Source organism: Bradyrhizobium sediminis (assembly GCF_018736105.1).
Taxonomy (GTDB): domain Bacteria; phylum Pseudomonadota; class Alphaproteobacteria; order Rhizobiales; family Xanthobacteraceae; genus Bradyrhizobium.
The window spans coordinates 1,583,698-1,604,193 of sequence record NZ_CP076135.1; the positions used below are offsets into that span (position 1 = coordinate 1,583,698).

Here is a 20,496-nt window from a genome sequence, read left to right on the forward strand (position 1 = left end):
GGCGATGCGCAGCATCGAACCCGGAATCTCGAGATTCTCCGATGTGCAATTGCACATCGTAGTTCGTCGCGTTGCGACGCTCCGGAATGACGGGGAAAGATTCTTGTCACTTCAGAACTTGACCGTCGGCACCGCCTCGACCTCGGTCCTGGAGGTGCCGAGATCGAAGAATTCCTTTTTGGTGAAGCCGAACATGCCGGCGAACAGCGCCGCGGGCAGCTGCTGGATGCCGGTGTTGTATTCCTGGACCGCGTTGTTGAAGAAACGGCGGCTGGCTGCGATCTTGTTTTCGAGGTCGGACAGCTCGCCGGACAGCTGCTGGAAGTTGGCATTGGCCTTGAGGTCCGGATAGGCCTCCGACAGCGCGATCAGCCGGCCGAGCGCGCCGCTAAGCTGGTTTTCGGCGGCCGCAACCTGTCCCGGTCCCTGCGCCGCCATCGCGCTGTTGCGGGCCTTGATCACGTCGTCGAGCGTGCCGCGCTCGTGCGAGGCATAGCCCTTCACGGTTTCCACCAGATTCGGGATCAGGTCGTGGCGTTGCTTGAGCTGCACGTCGATGTCGGCAAAGGACTGGCCGACGCGCTGGCTGAGCGCGACCAGGCGGTTATACGCGCCGAGCGCGAAAAGGACGATGATGACGATAATGCCGAGAACAATCCAGCCCGATGACATGACCCGTGACTCCTGATGAAACGACCGGCGCGCAGCCTAGATGAAAGATGGGCGCACGTCAGCGGCCCCGATAGGGGGCCGCCCGGGTTGGTCGCTTGGGGAGCGGGGTAAGTTCAAGCGCCGGGACGGCTTTGTGCCACATGGCAGGGAGGCGGCCATCGCCTCCCTGCCATGAGCAGGGCCGATTGCGGTCGATTTGCCCGGTTACGGCTTTGCCATGTGCCAGGCGCCGTTCAGGAAGCCGTCGCCATTGGTGTCGCCGGCGGCCATGTCCTTCTTGAAGGTGTAGAGCGGCTTGCCCTTGTAGGCCCACATCTTCTTGCCGTCGTCGCGGACCACGATGGTCATGTCGGCGGTCGGCTTGGCGTCGTCGGCGGCCGCGAGCGGCGGCCAGTTCTCGGCGCAGGGACCGTTGCACATCGACTTGCCGCCGGCGTCCTTGTCGAAAGTGTACAGCGTCATGCCCTTGGCGTCGACGAACGTCTTGCCCTTCGGCGTGTCGGCCGTCTTCAGCGCCTGCGCCGATGCCGCCGATGATGCGAGAATGAAAGTCAAAGCCGCCATTGCGGCGAATGTCCTGGACATTGCAGCCCTACTCCTGATGAAGCGTGTTGAGGACGCGGATGCGTCGCTTAGACAAACGCCGGAGCGTGCGGATTATTCCGCCGAGGGCGGGCCGTCATCGAAGACAGCGTCGCCCCAATTGTATTTTCGAAAGCGCGCATAGGCGGCCTTGTCGCGGCGCGGCGCGATGGCGCTGATGACGCCGCGATCGGTGCAGAGTTTTGCCGTTACGGCGACCTTGGTGACGTCAGGCTGCGCCAGCACGCGGGCGGGGTGCCGCGCGACCGCCTCGCGCGTCAGCGCCAGGTAAGAAAATTTTTCGTCCTCATAGGGAAGTTCTGCGGATTTGAGTTGTTTATGCGCGCGCGATCGCGGCAGGCGCTGGGTGAAGTGACACCAGTCCGGCGCCAGCAGCGGACATTGGCCGTCATGCGGGCAGGGCGCCGCGACATGCGCGCCCGATGCGATCAGTTGTTTCCGCAGCGTCATGATCCGCGCGTAGCCTGCCGGCGTGCCGGGCTCGACGATCAGCAGCGTATCGCGGGTCTTTGCCCACATCAGCACGGCGAGCGCGCTGCGTTCGCTCTCGCTGATTTCGCCGATCATGTAGCTCGCCACCACGAGGTCGGCCGCCTCGGCCTCCGCCAGCGCGGCGCGGGCCTCGCCGCGCTGGTAATTCAGATCGCGCAGGCGGGTGCTGCCGCGGCCAAGATCCAGCGCCAGCGCGCGCAAGACAGGGTTGGCATCGAGCAGGGAAAAACTCTGCAGCGACGGAAACGCTTCCGCCGCGGCCCAGCTCGCCGTACCCGGCCCGGCGCCGACATCGAGCAGGCTTTTTGGCGCGAAGTGAGGCGTGATCTCGCGCAGCGCGTTCAGGCTGGCGGTCACCGCGGCGTAGGTCGCGGGCATCCGCGCCAGCGCATAGGCGAGCGCATCGGCCTCGGTCCGGATCGCGCCGGAGCCGCCGCCGTCGCGATAGGTGCGCGAGATGACGGCGGCGCGTGCGGCGGCATCGGTGCGCGACAACCCGTGCAGCCTGGCGTCGAGCGCGGCTTTCAGTTCGGCTGGAAGGTCGGGAGCGGTCATTCCGTCTTCTTTCCCTCTCCCCTTGTGGGAGAGGGTGGCACGAAGGCGCGAAGCGCGTTCGTGACGGGTGAGGGGTCTGTCTCCGCGGATAGAGACCCCTCATCCGATCCTCGCTTCGCGAGGATCACCTTCTCCCACAAGGGGAGAAGGGAAGGGGCGTCACGCCACGTTCTGGTCGAGGATCTTGACCGCGTCGTCGAGGCCGACCGAGACCAGCTGCGACACGCCGCGCTCGGCCATGGTGACGCCGAACAGCCGGTTCATCCGCGCCATCGTGATCGGGTTGTGCGTGATGATGATGAAGCGCGTCTCGGTCGATGACGTCATTTCGTGCAACAGGTTGCAGAACCGCTCCACGTTGTGGTCGTCGAGCGGCGCGTCGACTTCGTCCAGCACGCAGATCGGCGAGGGGTTGGTGAGGAACACCGCGAAGATCAGCGCCAGCGCGGTCAGCGCCTGCTCGCCGCCGGACAACAGCGACAGCGTCTGCGGCTTCTTGCCGGGCGGCTTGGCGATGATCTCGAGGCCGGCTTCGAGCGGATCGTCGCTCTCGATCAGGTGCAGGGCGGCTTCGCCGCCGCCGAACAGTTCCACGAACAGCCGCTTGAAATGGTTGTTGACGGTCTCGAACGAGGTCAACAGCCGTTCGCGCGCCTCGCGGTTGAGGCTCTGGATGCCCTGGCGCAGTCGCTTGATGGCTTCGACGAGGTCGTCGCGCTCGGTGGTCAGCGCGGTGTGCTGGGCCTCGACCTCGCGCAGCTCTTCCTCGGCGCGCAGATTGACCGACCCGAGCCGCTCGCGGTCGCGGCGCAGCTTTTCGAGATTTTCCTCGATCTCGGGGAGCGGCGGCAACTCCGCGCCCGGCTCGATCTCGGCGAGACCGGCCACGGCGTGCGGCTCGACTTCCAGCATGTCGTGGATTTCACGTTCGATATCGGCGAGGCGGCGCCTGGCGCCTTCCATGCGCTCTTCGGCGCGGGCGCAGGCCTCGCGCGCGCTCGACAGCGCCTCCAGCGAAATCTTGGCGGCGCGGTCGGTTTCCGCCATCAGGCTCTCGGCGGCGGCCAACGCGTCCGCAGCGACGCGGCGGGCGGTCTCGGCCTGCTCGATCTCGCTGATCAGCGCACGGCGTTTTGCCGCGAACAATGCCGGCGCGTCGTCGAGTTCGGCGCGCTCGGCGGTGACCTCGGTGACGCGGGCTTCGATGGTGGCGATGTGGGTGGCGGCGCTGGCTTTGCGGTTCTGCCATTCGTTGCGTTCGGAAAGGATCGCCTGCACGCGGCGGTCGGCGAGTTCCGCCTCGCGCGCCAGCGCCTGCGCCTCGGCCCGGACCTGCGCCGCCATGCGGCGGTGGCCCTCGATCTCGGTGCGCACCGTTGCAAGCCTGGTTTCGGTCTCGAGGCTGGGCGGCAATTCGTTGAGCGCCGCATTGGCGCTCTCATGCGCGCTCTCGGCCTCGGCTCGGTCGGCATTGAGGCGGCTGTGGGCTTCGGTCAGCGCCGACTTCCGCGCGGCGTGGCGGTTGATCTCGCGCTCGGTGGCGGCATGGCGCTCGCGTGCGGCATCGGCCTCGCGCTGCGCGGCACGCCAGGCTTCGCGCGCGGCGGCTTCCGCCGATGAAGCCATCTTCAGCTCGGCTTCGGCGGTTTCCAGGGCCTGACGCTTGGCTGATGCGTCGACGCGGGCCTGTTCGAGCTCGTTCTCGATATCGACCAGCCGCGCGCGCTCGGCGAGGCGCCGCGCGGCGCCGGTCGGGGCGTGGGCGGCGGCGACGAAACCGTCCCAGCGCCAGACGTCGCCTTCCGGCGACACCAGCCGCTGGCCGGTCTTCAGTTGCGACACCAGTTCCGCGCCGCGTTCCTTCGGCACGACGCCGATCTGCGCGAGCCGGCGCGTCAGTTCGGAAGGCGCGTCGACATGGGCGGCGAGCGGTTCGACGCCCGCGGGCAGCGCCGGATCGCCTTCGGTCACCCCGGAATTGGTCCAGCGCATCGGCGCCGACGGATCGACCGGCGCATCGAGATCATCGCCCAGCGCGGCGCCGAGCGCCTTTTCATAGCCCTTGGCGACGGTGACGCCGTCGATGATCGGCGGCCACAGATTCTTGGTCTCGCCGTTGACGAGTTTCGAGATGGTGCGGGCTTCGGTCTCGAGCCGCTGCACGCGCTTGTCGGCCTCGTTGAGCGGCGCGCGGGAAGCCTCCAGCTTCTGCCGCGCAGCGATATGGGCGGCCTCGCTGCCCTGGGCGGCGGCTTCGGACTGCGCCAGGCTCTGCTGCGCGGTCTCCATGACGCCGGCGAGTTCCGCGAGGTCGCCGAGCCCGCTGGTTTCCTGCGCGAGCTTCTGCTCCTCGCCCGCGACGCTGGCGATCTCCTGGTCCAGCCGCGCCAGCCGGTCGCGATGGGTCCGCACGTTGCCTTCGAGCTGATGGCGCCTGGCAGTGAGGTCGGCGAGCACGGTGGTGAGTTCGGCGAACAGCCGTTCGGCCGCGGCCAGCGTCGCTTCGGCCTCGGATACCCGTTCATCGACGCCGCTGCGCTTTTCGACGCGCGACTTGATCTCTTCCTTCAATTCGGAGTCTTCGGCATCGAGCCGCTGCAACGCCACTTCCGCGTCGGAGGTCTGCTGTTGTTCGCGGGCGATGTCGGCCGAAAACTGCGTCAGCCGGCGGTCGAGTTCGGCGACGCGTTCCTTCGCGCGCTCTTCCTCGCGGTCGAGCTGCTCGCGGGCATTGGTGAGCCGCTGCAGCCCGGCCGCGGCGCGGGCTTCGCCCTCGCGCAGCGCTGGCAGTTCGGAGGCGCGGATCGCCTGGATACGGGCCGCTTCGGCCTGTTCGCGGGTCCGCTCGGCCATCTCGCGGACGCTGAGATCGTGGGTCTGGGAGGCTTCGGCGACCCCGGCATTGGCGTCGAGCCAGCGCAAATGGAACAGCATGGCCTCGGCCTTGCGCACCTTGGCCGCGACCTCGCGGTAGCGGATCGCCTGCCGGGCCTGCTTCTTCAGGCCGTCCATCTGGCCGGCCAGCTGTCCGACCACATCCTCGACGCGGGTGAGGTTGGTTTCCGCGGCCTTGAGGCGCAATTCGGCCTCGTGGCGGCGGGCGTGCAGCCCGGCGACGCCGGCGGCGTCCTCCAGCACCCGGCGGCGCTGTTCGGGCTTGGCCTGGATGATTTCGCCGATCTTGCCCTGGTGAACCAGCGCCGGCGAACGCGCGCCGGTAGCGGCGTCGGCAAACAAAATTTGAACATCGCGGGCACGGACGTCGCGGCCGTTGATGCGATAGACCGAGCCCGCCTCGCGCTCGATGCGGCGCGAGACTTCCAGGATCTCGCGGTCGTTGATGGCCGCGGGCGCCGAGCGATCGGTGTTGTCGATCGTCATCACCACTTCGGCGTGGTTGCGCGCCGGACGGTTGCCGGAACCGGCGAAGATCACCGCGTCCATGTCGGCGGCGCGCAGCGACTTGTGCGAGGTCTCGCCCATCGCCCAGCGCAGCGCCTCGACCAGATTCGATTTGCCGCAGCCGTTCGGTCCGACCACGCCGGTGAGGCCGGATTCGATCACGAAGTCGGTGGGTTCGACGAACGACTTGAAACCGTGGAGGCGGAGGCGGGTCAGTTTCATGGACGCGATTCTCTGTTGGCAGGGCGCGAATCTCCCTGCCGTGACAATACCATAGAAGGCAATGTCGGTGTGTGGGCGAGTCGCCTTTTGCGGCTCTTATGCCCCGCAACAATGGCGAGGCCGGGGCCTTTGGGCAACCGCCGCCCGGGGCTTTTCCCAAGGGTTTTACAGCGGGTTTTACAGCGGGTTTTGCAGCGGGTTAGCGGCTTTTGCAGGGGGTATGCGAGCCCAGATAGGTCGTGGCTCGCGGTAGCGCAAGAGTCAGCTCTTCAGCAGCGACTTGATCCGCTTGTCGAATTCCTCGAACGAGGTCCCGCCCTTGAGCATTTCGCCGTTGATGAAGAAGGTCGGCGTCGAATTGACCTTCAGCACCTCGCTGGCGAATTTCTGGTCGGCGGCGATCTTGTCGAGCAGCGCCTGGTCCTTGAGGCAGGTCTCGACCGCCTGCTGGCTGAGCCCGGCCTGCTTGCCGATCCGGGTCAGGGTTTCGGCGGTGTTCTTCATCACCCAATCGTTCTGCTGCTTGAACAGCATGTCGACGACGGCGAAGTATTTTCCGGAGTCGCCATTGGCGATGCAGCGCGCCAGCATCGAGCCCGCCGCGGCCTTGATGTCGAGCGGAAATTCACGGAACACGTAGCGGATCTTGCCGGTGTCGATGAATTCCGACTTGATCTTCGGGAACACGGTTTCGTTGAAATTCGCGCAATGCCCACAGGTCATCGAGGCATATTCGGTGATCGTCACCGGGGAGGTGGCGGGGCCGAGCACCATGTCCGGCAGCGATTGCGGCTTGGCGACGTCCGAGGCGCTTTGCGCCATCGCGTCGCTGATCAGGTGCAACGGCGAAAGCCCGGCGACGAGGCTGAGCCCGGTCAGCGACAGGGCGGTGGTGAAGGCGCGGCGCGTAATGATCAACGGTTTGCTCCCGGATTGGCGCGTTCACGCCCGAAGAACCAAAGGAAGGTGTTCGCTAGCTTGAAACCACAATTGTGGCAATGGCACGCCGCGATTCCCGGACCGGACCAGAGGCTCAATTTCGCTTGATCGACGCGCCGAGCCGCGCCAGTGCGGCCCGCAATTCCTCGTCCTCGACCGAAGCCAGGGTTTCCGCGACTTTCGCCACCGACGCGGGGTCCGGGGCGCGGGGGGGCCTGGGCCGGTCCCGGCGCGACAACGGCGCCTGCCGCAGCGCCAGCCGCCCCACCGCGCTCCAGCCGAAGAAGCGATTGACCCGCTGCAGGATGACGTCGGAGGTATGCTGGATTTCCAGCGCCATCGGGCCCTCCACGCGCAGCACCAGCGTCGCCGGTTCCTGCGGCTGTCCCTCCACCGGCCGCGGCCATTGGATTTTCAAGGGCTCGGAATGGGCCGCGACCTCGGGGCCGGCGATTTCCGACCAGCGCGTCACCAGTTCGCGCGCCGCAAACCCCTGCTTGGCGTAGGCGTCGGAAAACACGTCGCTGAGCAGGACGGACAACGGCTTGGCGCTGATCGGACCGGGTTTTGATAGGCGTGCCATGGGGTCTTATATCACCGCTTCGCGCTGTGTGAACGGAACCACAGCCGTCATGGCCGGGCAAAAGCGCGAAGCCCATCTTCGCGCTAGATGTCCCGGCCATCCACGTCCTTGGGATTGGATTGGCACGTAAAGAAAAACGTGGATGCCCGCGACAAGCGCGGGCATGACGTGGAGAGATTGGCGCCCCCGCACTACAGTCGGCTTCATGAATTCTCGTGCAATTGCCAAAACAAGACGTCGCGAAGTCGCTCCCGAGGCAGCCGGCCGTCCCGCGCGGCTGCTCGCATGGTACGACCGCCATCGCCGCCGGCTGCCGTGGCGCCCGCCGGCGGGCGAGTGCGCCGATCCCTATTCCGTCTGGCTGTCGGAAATCATGCTGCAGCAGACCGGCGTCAAGACCGTCGGGCCGTATTTCGAGAAATTCCTGGCGCGCTGGCCCGATATCGCGGCGCTCGGAAGCGCGTCGCTCGACGAGGTGCTGCGGATGTGGGCCGGGCTCGGCTATTATTCCCGCGCGCGCAATCTGCACGCCTGCGCGGTCAAGGTGCTGCGCGACCATGGCGGCGCGTTTCCCGATACCGAACAAGGCCTGCAATCGCTGCCGGGGATCGGGCCCTACACCGCGGCGGCGATATCGGCGATCGCCTTCGGCCGCAGGACCATGCCGGTCGACGGCAATATCGAGCGGGTGGTGTCGCGGCTGTTCGCGGTCGAGGAGCCGCTGCCGCAGGCCAAGCCGCTGATTCAGCAATTGGCGGCGACGCTGCTTGGTGCGAACGAAATGGAGGCTCGCGCGGGCGACGAGGATTCTCGCGCCGGCGACGAGAATTCTCGCGCCGGGGATAGCGCGCAGGCGCTGATGGATCTCGGTTCCTCGATCTGCACGCCGAAGAAGCCGGCCTGCGCATTATGCCCACTGAACGACGACTGCGCGGCGCGTGTGCGCGGCGATCAGGAGAGCTTTCCGCGCAAGGCGCCGAAGAAGGCCGGGGCGCTGCGCCGGGGCGCGGCCTTCGTCGTCCTGCGCGGCGATCGGCTGCTGGTCCGCACCCGCCCCGAAAAAGGCCTGCTCGGCGGCATGACCGAAGTGCCGGGCTCGGACTGGCGCGCCGCGCAGGACGACAAAGCGGCGCTGAAGCAGGCGCCCGAGCTGAAAGGCATCGCGCGCTGGCATCGCAAGGCGGGGGTGGTCACCCATGTCTTCACGCATTTTCCGCTGGAACTGGCGGTCTACACCGCACATGCGCCGGCGCGCGCCCGGGCACCTGCGGGCATGCGCTGGGTGCCGGTTGCGACGCTGGACGACGAGGCGCTGCCCAATGTCATGCGCAAGGTAATCGCGCATGGGTTGGGCGATCGATCGCCGCACGCGGATCGCAATCATCGGGGCGGTGCTAGGTCTGGAGTTCGATCGTAACCGCGACGGTATCGCCCGTCGCGATTTTCTCCTTGATCCGGACCGCGGCCTTGAGAGGGAGGAGGTAGGCCCCGCATTTCTTGTCCGGGAAGATCGACGTTTTCCAACTCGTTCGGCCGACCGTCGCGATCACACGGATCGAGCCCCACGCGCTCTTGGAATGTGCTGCGAGAAAGGCGATCTCGCTTGATTGCTTGCCGGACAGCGTGACGAAATGCCAGCCGCCTGGTCCATCATAGAGCCAGACCTTGCTTCGGCTCTTGTATCGATGCGGTGTTGGTGCCGGCATTTTTCCCATGGCCGCAACGATAGGCCGGCATCGGCACGGATCACAAGGCGAGGTTCGAACCCGAGAGTGCATCCTGCTGACACCATGCTGTCAGCAGGCCCGCGTTAGGACGGAGCCAAACGGAGGCTCCCATGATCGCAACCGCACTCGACCGTCTCACCGCCCCGCCGTCCTCGAAGCTGCTCGGCTGGCACCTGCTCGATGCGCGCCCCAGCGAGGGGTGGGTGCGGATCGGCTTTGACGGCAAGAAAGTGTTCTGCAATCCCGCCGGTTTCGTCCAGGGCGGCATCCTCTCCGCCATGCTCGATGACACCATGGGGCCGGCGGTTTTCATCATGACAGAGGGCAGGCTCTACACCGCGACCATCACCATGACCGTCAATTTCCTCGCCCCGGCCAAACCGGGGCCGATCGTCGGCGAGGCGAGCGTGACGCAGCTCGGCAAGACCGTCGCGTTCGTCGAGGGCAGGTTGATGGCCGGGGACGGCACCGTGCTCGCGACCTCAACCGCGAGCGCGCGGCTGGTCGAGACCGCCAAGGCCATCAGGCGCGAGCACCTTGAGGTGGCTGCCGGTGGAATCGTCTAGACCGCGCCGGCCCGGGTCGCCCCGGCGGGCATCGTCACGATCGGCGGCTTGGCGTTGAGGCCCTCGACCTGGAAGCCGGCGACGCGCTTGTAATTGGCGGCGATGTCTTCCAGTTCCTTCAGCGACAATACGTCGGTGACGACGTTGTAGCCGTCGGGCGCGCGCTCCTCGACCAGTTGCATCACCTGCTCGGGCCCGTTGCGCCGGTTGAGCAGGACGAGATCGGTGGTCGCGGGCCGCCGCTCGGCCTCATAGGCGAGCAGCGCGGCGTTGGTAGGGCCTTGCGCCAGAATTTCGCGGGTCAGCACGCGGGCATCGAGAATCGCCTGCGAGGCGCCGTTGGAGCCGATCGGGTACATCGGATGCGCGGCGTCGCCCATCAAGGTGACGCGGCCGAACGTCCATTGCGGGATCGGATCGCGGTCGACCAGCGGATACTCGTAGGCGTGCGAGCAGTTGCGGATCAGGCCGGGCACGTCGAGCCAGTCGAACTTCCAGTCCGCAAACCACGGCAGGAATTCCTCCAGCCTGGCGGTGCGGTTGTAGTCTTCCCGCCGCCATTGGTAGGTCGGCGGCATGTGCCGCTCGGCGACCCAGTTGATCTGGTATTTGCCGGATGCGTCGGCCTGCTTGGAAATCGGATAGCAGACGAATTTCAGGATCTCGTGGCCGGCCATGATCATGGTGCGGCCGGAGAGGAACGCATCCGACGCGGTGACGCCGCGCCACAGGATGCGTCCGTTCCAGATCGGCGGGCCTTCCTGCGGATAGAGCTTTTCGCGGATCGCGGAGTGGATGCCATCGGCGGCGATCAGGATCGTGCCGTCATGGCTGCCGGCCGGCTTGCCGGTGGCCTTGTCGATGAAATCGGCGCGGACGCCGTCCGGCGTCTCGGTCCAGCCATTGAGATGATGGCTGGTCAGGATGTTCGCAGGCCCTAACCGTTCGGTCGCGGCGTCGAGCAGGATCTGCTGCAGCGTGCCGCGATGGATCGAGAATTGCGGCCATCTGTAGCCGGCCTCGATGCCGCGCGGCTCGCTCCAGATCGGCTTGCCGTGCTTGGAAAAATACGCGAGTTCCTTGGTGCGCACGCCTGACGCATCGAGCTTGTCGAGCAGGCCGAGTTCGACCAGTTCGCGCACGGCATGAGGCAGCACGTTGATGCCGACCCCGAGCGGCTTCAGTTCGGACACGCTCTCGAAGACTTTGGCGGGAACGCCGATTTGATGCAGGCTGAGGGCCAGCGTCAGCCCGCCGATGCCGCCGCCAGCGATGAGAACCGTCATGATTACGCCCCTGTTACCGGGGGCGTCATGGCATGCGGGAGGGCAGGGGGCAACTGCGAAAGAGGCTGGCCGGCTGGGGTGGACCGTTCAACGGCGTGCCGCTAACGTCCGACTCCGGCCAAGAGGACCAACATGTTCAAACTCTATTATGCCCCCGGCACTTGCGCGCTCGCTTCGCATATCGCCCTGGAGGAGGCCGGCGCCGCCTACACCACCGAGCGGCTCGATTTCAAGAGCAACCAGCAGAACAGCCCGGAATATCTCAAGGTCAATCCCAAGGGGCGCGTGCCGGCGCTGGTGACGGATCGCGGCATCCTGACCGAGACGCCGGCGATGCTCGCCTTCATCGCGCAGAGTTTTCCGCAGGCGAAACTGGCGCCGTTCGATGACGCCTTTGCGTTTGCGCAGGTGCAATCCTTCAACTCCTATCTGTGTTCGACGGTGCATATCAATCATGCCCACAAGATGCGGGGGCCGCGCTGGGCCACCGAGGAATCCTCCTTCGCCGACATGAAACGCAAGGTGCCGCAGACCATGGCCGCCTGTTTCGCGCTGATCGAGCGCGACATGCTGAAAGGGCCCTGGGTGATGGGCGAGCAGTACACGATCTGCGATCCCTACCTGTTTACGCTGGCGGGATGGCTCGAGGGCGACAGCGTCGATCTGGCTGATCTGCCGAAGGTGGCGGATCACCGCAAGCGGATGTCGGAGCGGGCGGCGGTGCAGAAGGTCGTTGCCGAGGAAAAGAGCTAGGCGGCCTTCCGCTTCTCGCGCTCCATCTCGCGGCCGATCCCGAGCATGATGTTGCGCAGCCAGATCGAGCCGGGGTCCGTCTGGGCGCGGGTCGGGTAGAACATGAATTGTTCGTCGATCCCGGGGTCGAGCGGCGGCGCCACCGATATCAGCGACAATTGCTTCGCCAACGCCCCGATCAGCCGACGCGGCACGAAGGCGACGAGATCGGTGCGCGCGGTGACATGCAGCGCCTCGATATAGCCTGATACCACCAGCGCGATCCGCCGTTCGATGCCCTTGGCCCGCAGCCAGCCGTCGATCAGGTCCTCGCTCTGGCCGCGGATGACGACGGCGACATGGCGCGCGTCCAGGAACGCATCGCGCCGCTTCAGTTTTGCGCCAACCGGGTGGCCGCGCCGCACCGCGAGCGCGTCGCTGTCGGTGTAGAGGCGCTGGCGGTGAAATCCGCCGAACGCATCGCCGATCGAGATCACGAGGTCGATGGTGCGGGCGAACTCGGCGGTGAAGATCGCCGGTCCCCGCCACGGCACCACGTCGATGGTCACGTTCGGCGCGGCCTTGGTGACCTTCTCCATCAGCGGCGGCATCAACAGTTCGACCGCGAGGTCCGGCATCATCAGGCGGAAGTGCCGTTCGCTGCTGAGGGCATCGAAGTCGTCGGGGATGAACAGCCCGCGCACCTGGTCGAGCACCTGCGCCAATGGCCCGCGCAAAGCCTGCGCCCGCGGCGTCAGTTCCATGCGCGCTCCCGACCGTACCAGCAGGGGATCGCCCACGAGGTGGCGCAGCCGCTGCAAGGCGTGGCTGGTGGCCGGCTGCGACAGCCCGATCCGCATCGCCGCGCGGCTGACGCTGGCTTCCCTCAGCAGCGCCTCGAGCGCGACCAGCAGGTTGAGGTCAAGCGAATTCAAATTCATGAGACGAATATATATCATATTCACTATCGATTGGAAGAATGCCGTGCCGAGGCGCCATGATTGGCCACAGCCAATCAATGGAGAAGCCGCCATGAGCGCAGCAGAGAACAAGAAACTCGTGCAACAGGTCTACGAGGATTCCGCCAACCGCAGCGGGACCACCTTCGCGGACAATCTCGCCGACGATGCCAGCTGGATCGTCACCGGCCAGTATTCATGGTCGCATGAATTCAAGGGGCGGGAGGCGATCCTGAACGGCCTGATGGGCCATTTCCGCTCGTTCTTCGCGGCGCGGCCGCGGACGGTCGCGTTCAATTTCATTGCCGAAGGCGACTGTGTCGTGGTCGAGGCCCGCGGCGACAACGTCACCAAGGCGGGTCTGCGCTACGACAACCAGTATTGCATGGTCTGGCGCGTCGAGGACGGCAGGATCAGGCAGATCAAGGAATACTGCGACTCCGCCCTGGTCGAACGCGTGCTCGGGCCGTTTCCGGCAGAGCGCAGGCTGGCCGCGGGTTGAGTTCGCTCGCGTCATTCCCCGGCGCGCCAATTGGCGCGTCGGGGATCTCTCGCTTCGATCTCCCGGATTCCGGGTCCACGCGCGTGCGCGCGTGTCCCGGAATGACGGTGGCGATTTCGATCAGGCCGCCTTGACCGCAAGATGCTTGAACATGTTGCGGCGCGCCTCGTCGTCCATTTCCGCCTTGAACTTGAAGTTGTCCTTCAGGGCGATCGCCTTCTTCGCCGCCGGCCGTGCCGAGATTTCATCGACCAGCCGCTTGACGTTGGGATATTTCGCGAAGGCTTCCTCGCCCATGATGAACGGGATCATGCGGGCCCAGCCCCACACGTCCATATCGACGATGGTGTAGGTGTCGCCGACCATGTAGCGGCGCCTGGCCAGATGGTCGTTGAGAATGGAGAAATGCCGCTGCGCCTCGAACTGATAGCGGTTATGGGCGTAATCGACCTTCTCCGGCGCGAAATGCCTGAAGTGGACGGCCTGGCCGCTGAACGGCCCGACGCCGGTGGCGACGAACATCAGCCAGGATAGCAGTTCGGCGCGGTTGGCCGGCGTATTCGCAGGCAGAAACTTGCCGGTCTTTTCGGCGAGATAGAGCAGGATGGCATTGCTGTCGAACACCTTGACGCCGCCGTCGTCGATGGCGGGCACCTTGCCGTTCGGATTGACGGCGAGGTATTCCGGCTTGAACTGGTCGCCGGCACGGGTGTCGACGGGGACAGGCTGATAGGGGATGCCGGCTTCTTCGAGAAAGAGCGCAACCTTGGTCGGGTTCGGCGATCCGTTAAAGTAGAATTTGAGCATGATAGACTCCCTTGGTTGCTCTTTAAGTCGCGAAAGACCGGAACGCGGCGACGATGCCGCGGACGTCATGTCCATTGCTCAGATTCTCCGGAATGCGCAACCGACGAGTTCGTGAACTGGCCCCGCGTTCAGGTTTCGCCGTGACGACATGTCGTGGCCATTGAGTCGCATGTGCATGGCTGAGTTGCTGCGGTTTTGCCGTCGAACTGTCGAAGCTTAAGGAAAAATTCAGGCAAAGTTTCTAGGGGTGTTGGTGCGCGCATTCATGGATGATTGCGATATCGGAAGCCAATGATGGCCCATCACGTCAGTCCAAGCGGTCGCGAGACCTTTTTTTCGGCATCCGAGCTGATCGTCTCGAAGACAGATCTGAAGGGTCGCCTGACCTACGCCAACAGCGTGTTCTGCAGGGTCGCCGGCTATCGCGCGTCCCAATTGATCGGTCAGCCGCACAGCATCGTGAGACATCCCGATATGCCGCGCAGCGTGTTTCGCCTGCTGTGGGACACCATCGAGGACCGCCGCGAGATCTTTGCCTTCGTCAAGAACATGGCCAGCAACGGCGATCACTATTGGGTCTTTGCCCATGTGACGCCGTCGTTCGACGCCCAGGGCACGATGACCGGTTACCACTCCAACCGCCGGGTTCCCGACCGCGCGGTGCTCGAAACCGCAATCATGCCGCTCTATGCCGAAGTGCTGAAGATCGAGCGCGCCCACGCGAACGGAAAAGACGCGGTCGCGGCCGGATACAAGGCGCTGGCCGATTTCGTCGCCTCGCAGAAAGTCTCCTATGAAGAGCTTATATTCTCTCTCAAAAGCGCTGCTTAGCATTGCGGTTGCGATTCTTGGATCGGTCGCCGCGTCGGCTCTGCATCTGTCGGGTTACCCGGCCGCGGCGCTGGGAGCGCAGGCCGTCGCGGTGGCCGCTTTGGGGCTGGCGATGTTCTGGATCGTCAGGACCGTGCGCCTGACGCGGCAGGCGAAGGAGGTTTGCAAGCGGATCGCCGCAGGCGACTTCGAGGCGCGCATTCTCTCGATTCCGGAAAATGACGGCATGGCCGAGCTGCTCGGGCTGGTCAACGACATGATCGACGGCTGCGATGCGTTCGTCCGCGAGGCCACCGCGGCGATGGACGCCGTGCATCACAACAAATACTTCCGGCGGATCCTGCCCGGCGGGCTTCATGGCGCGCTGCTGCAGGGCGCCAACACCATCAATAGCGCCACTACCAGCATCGAAGCCCGCATCAGGCAATTCGAGCGCCAGACCGCCGAGCTGGAAGGCAGCGTCAGTTCGATCGTTTCCGCACTGGACGACGGAGCCGCGGCAATGGGCGGAACCGCCGGCGATCTGCGCACCGGCGCATCGACCACGCGCGAACGCATAACCTCGATTGCCGCGGCGTCCGAACAGGCGGCTTCCAACATGCAGTCGGTCGCGTCGGCGACGGCGGGACTTTCCTCGAATGCACGCGACGTCGGCGCCGACATTCAGCGTTCCGTGGAAATCGCAGGACGCGCCGGCGAGCGAGTCAACGACGCCGCCGGCAGCGTCGATGTGCTGAAGGATGTCGCCGCGCGCATCAGCGAGGTGGTCAAGTCGATCAACGCGATCGCCAGCCAGACCAACCTACTGGCGCTGAATGCGACGATCGAGGCGGCGCGGGCGGGCGATGCGGGGCGCGGTTTCGCCGTCGTCGCCCATGAGGTCAAGGCGCTGGCGACCCAGACCGCGAACTTTACCGCCGAAATCGAGGCGCAGGTCGGACAGGTGCAGTCCGCCGCCGACCGCGTCGGCGTCTCGATCACCGAAATCGGCTCCGTGATCGCGGAAGTGAACGATATTACCGGCAAGGTCGCCGGGACGTCCGAAGCCCAGGCGCAGGCGACGGCCGACATCGCGCGCAATATCGACAGCGCCTTCGCGGTGGTCGGCGAGATCGCCAGCAATATTCAGGCGCTGGCGCAGATCGCTGCCAGCACCGAGCAGCTTGCGACATCGACCACGGCCGCGTCGGGCAACCTTTCGTCGCAATCCGGCCTGCTGACCAAGGAGATCAGGACCTATCTGGATCATGCCAGGGGAACCCTGGTCGATCAGACCGGGTCTCGCGCGGCGTAGCGGGCTTGCGCGGGCGGCCTGAGCCGCAGCGGGACCAATCGGGCGTCCGGGCGAACTAGTACCTGGAATCGTAAATCGGTAATGCAGCCATCCTTCGAGACGGCCGCTTCGCGGCCTCCTCAGGATGAGGTCTAACTTGTTGATACACAACGACCTCATGCCCGGATGAGCGCTTCGCGCTCACTCGGGAGGAGCGAGCATCGCGAGCGTCTCGAAGCATGGGCAACAAGCGACTCACTGACCGTTAATAGTGAGTACTAACCCGCCGCCATCCCGGAGCGGATTTCGGCGCGCAGCTCGTCGATCAGCTTGAGGCCCTTGTTGGTCTCGACGTGCCAGAAGGTCCAGCCGTTGCAGGCGCCGGAGCCCTGGGCCACCGCGCCGATGCGGTGGATCGAGCCGACCTTGTCGCCCAGCATGATGGCGCCGTCGGCGCGGACCAGCGCGCCGTGGCGCTTCCTGGCATCGACCAGCTTTGTTCCGGGCGAAATCATGCCGCGCTCGATCAGTTCGGAAAACGCCACGCGCGGGGCATCGCGCGCGGTCATGAACGGCGCCAGGGTTGCTTCCGGCAGCGGTTCGACGGCGGCGATGCGCGCTTCGGCCGCGGTGGCATAGGTCTGGTCGCGCTCGAAGCCGATGTAGCGGCGGCCGAGACGCTTTGCCACGGCGCCCGTGGTGCCGGTGCCGTTGAACGGGTCGATCACGAGATCGCCGGGCTTCGAGGACGACAGCAGCACCCGCGCCAGCAGGCCTTCCGGCTTCTGCGTCGGATGAACTTTCTTGCCGTCGGCACCCTTGAGGCGTTCCTCGCCGGTGCACAGCGGGATCAGCCAGTCGGAACGCGCCTGCACGTCCTCGTTGGCGGCCTTCAGGGCCTCATAGTTGAAGGTATAGCCCTTGGCCTTCTCGTCGCGCGCGGCCCAGATCATGGTCTCGTGCGCATTGGTGAAGCGGCGGCCGCGGAAATTCGGCATCGGATTGGTCTTGCGCCAGACGATGTCGTTGAGAACCCAGAAGCCGAGGTCCTGCATGATCGCGCCGACGCGGAAAATGTTGTGGTAGGAGCCGATCACCCACAGCGTCGCCGACGGTTTCATGACGCGGCGGCAGGCGAGCAGCCAGGCGCGGGTGAAATCGTCATAGGCGGCGAAGGATGAGAACTTGTCCCAGTCGTTGTTGACGGCGTCGACATGCGACTCGTCGGGACGCTTGAGGTCGCCCTTGAGCTGCAGGTTGTAAGGCGGATCTGCGAACACCAGATCGACGGAGCCTGACGGCAGCTTCGACATCTCGGCGACGCAATCGCCTACGACGATACGAGCACTCGACGGGGACTCGAATTTAGTGCGGGGCGCCCTTGCAGACGCCCCGCGACGCGACACAACCATGACTCAATTACTCTGACTCAGGCGACGCTGTCGGCGACGCGGGACTAAACAACCGACTGGCGATACATTGACCGCGCAAAGTAAAAATCGACTTAATCGATAATGGCTTCGCCAGAGATTGAGCGGCGGTGTGCGGCGCTGTCCCACTAGGCAATAATTGCCGGGCGGGTTATTGATTAACGGAATGGAAATTCTACGTGTCTGCCGCGTTTGGGACCGGCGGGCTCGCCGCCGGCAGGCTGGAATGAGGAAAAACCGCCATGCGTTACGATGATTTCCGCCGCAGCGACGACATCGAGGACCGTCGCGGCGACGACGGCGGCGGAATGGGCGGCGGTGGCGGCGGCTTCGGCCTGCCGATGGGCGGCGGCGGGCTCGGCATCGGCACCGTCATCGTGCTCGGCCTTCTCGGCTACGCCTTCGGCATCGATCCGCGCATCCTGATCGGCGGCGCGGAAATTCTCACCGGCGGCGGCCAGGCGCCGAGCTATCAAAGCGATCGCAGGTCCGGCCCGGCGAAAACCGGCGCGCCGACCGACGAGATGGGCAGCATGATCGCCGGCGTGCTCGGCGAGATCGACGATCGCTGGGACGAAATCTTCAAGGCCGGCGGGCAAACCTACAAGGGCCCGCGCATCGTGCTGTTCCGCAACGCCACCAATGGCGGGCGCTGCGGCATGGCGCAGTCGGCGATGGGGCCGTTCTACTGCCCGCCCGACCGGCAGATCTTTCTCGACACCGCATTCTTCCGCCAGGTCGAGACCCGGTTCCGCGGCTGCTCGGGCAACGCCTGCAAATTCACCGCGGCCTATATCATCGCCCATGAAGCGGGGCACCACATCCAGAACCTGCTCGGCATCCTGCCGCGCGTGACGCGGCTGCAGGACCAGGCCGGCAGCAAGGCGGAAGCCAATGCGCTGCAGGTCAAGGTCGAACTGCAGGCCGATTGCCTGTCCGGCGTCTGGGTCAACCGCGAGGAAAAGAAACGTCCGGGCTTCCTCGAAGCGGGCGACATCGATGCGGCGCTGACCACGGCGTCCGCGATCGGCGACGATACGCTGCAGCGGCAGGCCACCGGCAGGGTGGTGCCGGATTCCTTCACCCACGGCTCCGCCGCGCAACGAAAGAAGTGGTTCATGACCGGCTACCAGCAGGGTACAGTGCAGGCCTGCAATACGTTCGCGGTGGGAGCGCTGTAACGCGACAGTCGTTATTCCCGCGCGCGCGAAAGAGTTCGCAAATGTCATCAATCGACGAAACAAAACAATTCATCTCGCTCAACATCGCGGTGTTGACGGTTTCCGACACCCGGTCGCTGGCGGATGACAAGTCCGGCACCACGCTGGCGGACCGGCTGACCGCGGCCGGTCACACGCTGGCGGCGCGCGAGATCACGACCGACGACGTCGAGGCGATCCGCAGCATCGTCAGGCGATGGATCGCCGATCCCGGCATTGACGTCATCATCACCACCGGCGGCACCGGCTTCACCGGCCGCGACGTCACGCCGGAGGCGATCGAGCCCTTGTTCGAGAAGCGGATGGATGGCTTCTCCATCGCATTTCACATGCTGAGCCACGCCAAGATCGGCACCTCGACGATCCAGAGCCGCGCCACCGCGGGTGTCGCCGGCGCCACCTATATCTTCTGCCTGCCGGGATCGCCGGGCGCCTGCCGCGACGGCTGGGACGGGATTCTGGCCCCGCAGCTCGATTACCGCACGCGTCCCTGCAATTTCGTGGAGATCATGCCGCGGCTGGACGAGCATCTGCGACGGCCGAAGGCAAAGGGGGCATCGGTGTAATCTGTCATTCCGGGGCGCGTCGAAGAGGCGAACCCGGAACCTCGGGCCCCAGGGCTGTCGTCACCCGCGAAGGCGGGTGACCCAGTACGCCGCGGCCTCTCGGCTCAATCAGGGACGCCTCTGGAATACTGGGTCGCCCGGTCAAGCCGGGCGATGACAGCCGCCGTGTGACTGCACTGGAACGACAAGCTACAGCTTCATCTCCCAGGTCTCGCCGACGAGATCGACGCCAAAGCTGTGGTGCGGCTCTTCCTTGACGCGACGGAAACCCACGGCCTGATAGATGCCGCGCGCGGCGACCAGGACGCTCTGCGTCCACAGCGTCATCTCCTGGTAGCCCTTCTCGCGCGCCGAGCGGACGCATTGCTCGACGAGCGCGCGGCCGACGCCGAGTCCGCGCGCTTTTTTCTCCACCAGCAATAGCCGCAGCTTGGCGACGTCATCGCCGCCGTTCACCAGGAAGACCGAGCCGAGGCGCTCGCCGCTTGCCTCGGCGATCCAGCAATGCTCGCGCGAAGGATCATAGCTCCTGATGAACTGCGCACAGATCTCGGCGACCAGGGCCTCGTAACTGATGTCCCAGCCATATTCCTCGGCATAGGCCTGTGCCTGGCTGGAGATCACCCAGCCGATGTCGCCGGGACGGTGGCTGCGCAGGATGAAGACGGCCGGCTTTTCCGCGGGCCGCTCCAGCGTCTGCTCGATCGTGGTCATCGCGCCCACGATGGCCGCGCGCTGCGCGGCATCCAGTCCCGCGAGCAGTGCGCCGACCTCCTCGTGCGAGCGGCGTTCGAGTTCGGCTTGCGCGGTGCGGCCCTTGGCGGTGAGCGAGAGCTCGTTGACGCGGCCGTCGTCCTTTGACGGCTTTCGCGTCACGATCTGGCGGCGCTGCAACGCCTGCAGGGTTCGGCTCAGGAAGCCGGGATCGAGGCCGAGGTCGCGGGTCAGGTCGGTTGCGGTGCAGGCGGGGCGATGCGCGATCTCGTAGAGGATGCGCGCCTCCTGCAGGGTGAAAGAACTATGCAGCAGCTTCGGCTCGATGATGCCGAGCTTGCGGGTGTAGAAGCGGCTGAAACCGCGGATCGCGGCGACCTGGCCGTCGAAATCGTCTGGGGACATCACACACCTC

Annotated in this window: 20 protein-coding genes; 8 read left to right on the forward strand and 12 right to left on the reverse strand. The window is 65.5% G+C overall.

Annotated features, from left to right (window positions below; genetic code table 11):
- Positions 1-111: 111 nt before the first annotated feature.
- The 6 genes from KMZ68_RS07650 to KMZ68_RS07675 all read right to left on the reverse strand — a co-directional run bounded on the left by KMZ68_RS07650 (position 112) and on the right by KMZ68_RS07675 (position 7,468).
- Entirely contained in the window at positions 112-672 is a 561-nt protein-coding gene (locus KMZ68_RS07650) for a LemA family protein (RefSeq protein WP_215603172.1), read from the reverse strand.
- A gap of 204 nt (positions 673-876) precedes the next feature.
- Positions 877-1,257, reverse strand: coding sequence for a COG4315 family predicted lipoprotein (locus KMZ68_RS07655; protein ID WP_215615199.1), 381 nt, complete (start codon positions 1,255-1,257; stop codon positions 877-879).
- 72 nt (positions 1,258-1,329) lie between these two features.
- A complete protein-coding gene (locus KMZ68_RS07660; RefSeq protein WP_215615200.1) occupies positions 1,330-2,322 on the reverse strand; it encodes a small ribosomal subunit Rsm22 family protein in 993 nt (330 codons plus the stop codon).
- A gap of 159 nt (positions 2,323-2,481) precedes the next feature.
- A complete protein-coding gene (gene smc, locus KMZ68_RS07665) occupies positions 2,482-5,946 on the reverse strand; it encodes a chromosome segregation protein SMC (RefSeq protein ID WP_215615201.1) in 3,465 nt (1,154 codons plus the stop codon).
- A gap of 261 nt (positions 5,947-6,207) precedes the next feature.
- Positions 6,208-6,864: a DsbA family protein gene (locus KMZ68_RS07670; RefSeq protein WP_215603169.1), complete on the reverse strand. Its 657-nt coding sequence runs from the start codon at positions 6,862-6,864 to the stop codon at positions 6,208-6,210.
- A gap of 115 nt (positions 6,865-6,979) precedes the next feature.
- Positions 6,980-7,468: a DUF721 domain-containing protein gene (locus KMZ68_RS07675; protein ID WP_215603168.1), complete on the reverse strand. Its 489-nt coding sequence runs from the start codon at positions 7,466-7,468 to the stop codon at positions 6,980-6,982.
- A 205-nt stretch (positions 7,469-7,673) separates the two neighbouring features.
- Between KMZ68_RS07675 and KMZ68_RS07680 the strand changes: the two genes are divergently transcribed.
- Positions 7,674-8,885 (forward strand): A/G-specific adenine glycosylase, encoded by a 1,212-nt coding sequence (locus KMZ68_RS07680; RefSeq protein ID WP_215615202.1) that lies wholly within the window; start codon positions 7,674-7,676, stop codon positions 8,883-8,885.
- Here KMZ68_RS07680 and KMZ68_RS07685 read toward each other — a convergent pair.
- Entirely contained in the window at positions 8,863-9,174 is a 312-nt protein-coding gene (locus KMZ68_RS07685; protein ID WP_215615203.1) for a DUF1905 domain-containing protein, read from the reverse strand. The two genes, KMZ68_RS07680 and KMZ68_RS07685, sit on opposite strands and share 23 nt — an antisense overlap.
- A 131-nt stretch (positions 9,175-9,305) precedes the next feature.
- Here KMZ68_RS07685 and KMZ68_RS07690 point away from each other — a divergent pair, with 131 nt between their 5' ends.
- The gene (locus KMZ68_RS07690; RefSeq protein WP_215615204.1) at positions 9,306-9,761 is read left to right on the forward strand and encodes a PaaI family thioesterase; all 456 of its coding nucleotides are present in this window, start codon (positions 9,306-9,308) and stop codon (positions 9,759-9,761) included.
- Here KMZ68_RS07690 and KMZ68_RS07695 read toward each other — a convergent pair.
- On the reverse strand, positions 9,758-11,047 hold the full coding sequence (locus tag KMZ68_RS07695; RefSeq protein WP_215615205.1) for a flavin-dependent oxidoreductase: 1,290 nt from the start codon (positions 11,045-11,047) through the stop codon (positions 9,758-9,760). The two genes, KMZ68_RS07690 and KMZ68_RS07695, sit on opposite strands and share 4 nt — an antisense overlap.
- 132 nt (positions 11,048-11,179) lie before the next feature.
- Between KMZ68_RS07695 and KMZ68_RS07700 the strand changes: the two genes are divergently transcribed.
- Positions 11,180-11,800, forward strand: coding sequence for a glutathione S-transferase family protein (locus tag KMZ68_RS07700; protein WP_215615206.1), 621 nt, complete (start codon positions 11,180-11,182; stop codon positions 11,798-11,800).
- Here KMZ68_RS07700 and KMZ68_RS07705 read toward each other — a convergent pair.
- Positions 11,797-12,720, reverse strand: a complete 924-nt coding sequence (locus KMZ68_RS07705) for a LysR family transcriptional regulator (protein ID WP_215615207.1) — start codon at positions 12,718-12,720, stop codon at positions 11,797-11,799. The genes KMZ68_RS07700 and KMZ68_RS07705 overlap by 4 nt on opposite strands.
- 91 nt (positions 12,721-12,811) lie before the next feature.
- On the opposite strand from KMZ68_RS07705, the gene KMZ68_RS07710 reads away from it, so the two are divergent.
- On the forward strand, positions 12,812-13,240 hold the full coding sequence (locus KMZ68_RS07710) for a nuclear transport factor 2 family protein (RefSeq protein WP_215615208.1): 429 nt from the start codon (positions 12,812-12,814) through the stop codon (positions 13,238-13,240).
- Between the two features lie 120 nt (positions 13,241-13,360).
- On the opposite strand, the gene KMZ68_RS07715 is transcribed toward KMZ68_RS07710, so the two are convergent.
- Positions 13,361-14,047 carry a glutathione S-transferase family protein gene (locus KMZ68_RS07715; RefSeq protein WP_215615209.1) on the reverse strand — a complete coding sequence of 229 codons (687 nt, stop codon included), beginning with the start codon at positions 14,045-14,047 and terminating at the stop codon, positions 13,361-13,363.
- 294 nt (positions 14,048-14,341) lie between these two features.
- Here KMZ68_RS07715 and KMZ68_RS07720 point away from each other — a divergent pair, with 294 nt between their 5' ends.
- Entirely contained in the window at positions 14,342-14,878 is a 537-nt protein-coding gene (locus tag KMZ68_RS07720) for a PAS domain-containing protein (RefSeq protein WP_215603159.1), read from the forward strand.
- Entirely contained in the window at positions 14,841-16,172 is a 1,332-nt protein-coding gene (locus tag KMZ68_RS07725; RefSeq protein ID WP_215615210.1) for a methyl-accepting chemotaxis protein, read from the forward strand. Before KMZ68_RS07720 ends, KMZ68_RS07725 begins: the two co-directional genes overlap by 38 nt.
- Before the next feature lie 257 nt (positions 16,173-16,429).
- Here the strand turns inward: KMZ68_RS07725 and KMZ68_RS07730 are convergent, their stop codons facing one another.
- Positions 16,430-17,563, reverse strand: a complete 1,134-nt coding sequence (locus KMZ68_RS07730) for a site-specific DNA-methyltransferase (protein WP_215603157.1) — start codon at positions 17,561-17,563, stop codon at positions 16,430-16,432.
- Between the two features lie 260 nt (positions 17,564-17,823).
- Between KMZ68_RS07730 and ypfJ the strand changes: the two genes are divergently transcribed.
- Complete coding sequence (ypfJ, locus tag KMZ68_RS07735; RefSeq protein WP_215615211.1) at positions 17,824-18,762, forward strand: KPN_02809 family neutral zinc metallopeptidase; 939 nt, start codon at positions 17,824-17,826, stop codon at positions 18,760-18,762.
- 41 nt (positions 18,763-18,803) lie between these two features.
- Positions 18,804-19,367, forward strand: a complete 564-nt coding sequence (gene moaB / locus KMZ68_RS07740; RefSeq protein ID WP_215615212.1) for a molybdenum cofactor biosynthesis protein B — start codon at positions 18,804-18,806, stop codon at positions 19,365-19,367.
- 189 nt (positions 19,368-19,556) lie between these two features.
- Here the strand turns inward: moaB and KMZ68_RS07745 are convergent, their stop codons facing one another.
- Entirely contained in the window at positions 19,557-20,486 is a 930-nt protein-coding gene (locus tag KMZ68_RS07745; protein ID WP_215615213.1) for a bifunctional helix-turn-helix transcriptional regulator/GNAT family N-acetyltransferase, read from the reverse strand.
- Between the last annotated feature and the right edge of the window lie 10 nt (positions 20,487-20,496).

Coding starts and splice junctions, on each gene's coding strand:
- KMZ68_RS07650 (WP_215603172.1), bottom strand. CDS start 672: ATGTCATCGGGCTGGATTGTTCTCGGCATTATCGTCATCATCGTCCTT.
- KMZ68_RS07655 (WP_215615199.1), bottom strand. CDS start 1,257: ATGTCCAGGACATTCGCCGCAATGGCGGCTTTGACTTTCATTCTCGCA.
- KMZ68_RS07660 (WP_215615200.1), bottom strand. CDS start 2,322: ATGACCGCTCCCGACCTTCCAGCCGAACTGAAAGCCGCGCTCGACGCC.
- smc (WP_215615201.1), bottom strand. CDS start 5,946: ATGAAACTGACCCGCCTCCGCCTCCACGGTTTCAAGTCGTTCGTCGAA.
- KMZ68_RS07675 (WP_215603168.1), bottom strand. CDS start 7,468: ATGGCACGCCTATCAAAACCCGGTCCGATCAGCGCCAAGCCGTTGTCC.
- KMZ68_RS07680 (WP_215615202.1), top strand. CDS start 7,674: ATGAATTCTCGTGCAATTGCCAAAACAAGACGTCGCGAAGTCGCTCCC.
- KMZ68_RS07685 (WP_215615203.1), bottom strand. CDS start 9,174: ATGCCGGCACCAACACCGCATCGATACAAGAGCCGAAGCAAGGTCTGG.
- KMZ68_RS07690 (WP_215615204.1), top strand. CDS start 9,306: ATGATCGCAACCGCACTCGACCGTCTCACCGCCCCGCCGTCCTCGAAG.
- KMZ68_RS07695 (WP_215615205.1), bottom strand. CDS start 11,047: ATGACGGTTCTCATCGCTGGCGGCGGCATCGGCGGGCTGACGCTGGCC.
- KMZ68_RS07700 (WP_215615206.1), top strand. CDS start 11,180: ATGTTCAAACTCTATTATGCCCCCGGCACTTGCGCGCTCGCTTCGCAT.
- KMZ68_RS07705 (WP_215615207.1), bottom strand. CDS start 12,720: ATGAATTTGAATTCGCTTGACCTCAACCTGCTGGTCGCGCTCGAGGCG.
- KMZ68_RS07710 (WP_215615208.1), top strand. CDS start 12,812: ATGAGCGCAGCAGAGAACAAGAAACTCGTGCAACAGGTCTACGAGGAT.
- KMZ68_RS07715 (WP_215615209.1), bottom strand. CDS start 14,047: ATGCTCAAATTCTACTTTAACGGATCGCCGAACCCGACCAAGGTTGCG.
- KMZ68_RS07720 (WP_215603159.1), top strand. CDS start 14,342: ATGGCCCATCACGTCAGTCCAAGCGGTCGCGAGACCTTTTTTTCGGCA.
- KMZ68_RS07725 (WP_215615210.1), top strand. CDS start 14,841: ATGAAGAGCTTATATTCTCTCTCAAAAGCGCTGCTTAGCATTGCGGTT.
- KMZ68_RS07730 (WP_215603157.1), bottom strand. CDS start 17,563: ATGGTTGTGTCGCGTCGCGGGGCGTCTGCAAGGGCGCCCCGCACTAAA.
- ypfJ (WP_215615211.1), top strand. CDS start 17,824: ATGCGTTACGATGATTTCCGCCGCAGCGACGACATCGAGGACCGTCGC.
- moaB (WP_215615212.1), top strand. CDS start 18,804: ATGTCATCAATCGACGAAACAAAACAATTCATCTCGCTCAACATCGCG.
- KMZ68_RS07745 (WP_215615213.1), bottom strand. CDS start 20,486: ATGTCCCCAGACGATTTCGACGGCCAGGTCGCCGCGATCCGCGGTTTC.